The 755-nt window shown below is 42.8% G+C and carries 2 protein-coding genes; one reads left to right on the forward strand and one right to left on the reverse strand.

Going from position 1 to position 755, the window contains the following annotated elements; translation table 11 throughout:
- A partial coding sequence (argB, locus tag A3729_RS29995) for an acetylglutamate kinase (protein ID WP_197476299.1) occupies window positions 1-548 on the forward strand: 548 nt, incomplete at its 5' end.
- Between the two features lie 45 nt (window positions 549-593).
- On the opposite strand, the gene A3729_RS34765 is transcribed toward argB, so the two are convergent.
- Window positions 594-752 (reverse strand): hypothetical protein, encoded by a 159-nt coding sequence (locus tag A3729_RS34765; RefSeq protein ID WP_369820173.1) that lies wholly within the window; start codon window positions 750-752, stop codon window positions 594-596.
- Window positions 753-755: the final 3 nt, after the last annotated feature.

A 755-nucleotide genomic window follows, 5' to 3' on the forward strand; every position in this document is an offset into this window, starting at 1 on the left:
ACAGCAATGGAGGTAAGGCAATAGGTCTTACAGGGAAGGATGCAAACCTGATCAAGGCAACTAAACTTCATGTCGATAAAATAACTCCAGAAGTTGATCGACCAGAAATTATAGATTACGGTCATGTTGGTCAGGTCAAGTCGGTCGATACCTCGGTTATTGATATGATGACCAAAAGTGATGTGATACCCGTTATTGCACCGATCGGAGTCGGTGAAGATGGGATGTCTTATAATATCAATGCTGACTTGGTTGCTGGAAAAGTAGCTGAGGCGGTAGCAGCAGAAAAACTTATTCTACTGACAAATATTTCTGGTCTGCAGGATAAATCGGGAGAGGTGTTAACAGGTTTATCAACTGCTCAGGTCGATGAGTTGATTGCTGATGGAACGATATACGGCGGTATGTTGCCGAAAATTAAGTGCGCTTTAGAGGCTGTGAAAAACGGAGTAAAGAGTTCGCACATTATTGACGGTCGAGTTAGCCACTCAACACTTTTGGAAATCTTTACAGATGAAGGTGTTGGAACGCTGATTACTAATGACTAGTACTTAGTGTGCTGAGCGGTCAGTAATTATGGCCGCTTGATTGTTTTAAATAAGCGTACTTGATGACTCTTTGCTGTCAGAACCTACATTTGAACCGCCCACAACTTTATTCTTTCCTGAACGTTTTGCCTCGTGCATGAACTTATCAGCTTTACGAATTAGCTGCTCTGCACTCTCTCCATACTTGTATACGGCGACACCGATCGA

It is taken from the genome of Oleiphilus sp. HI0043, assembly GCF_001634935.1.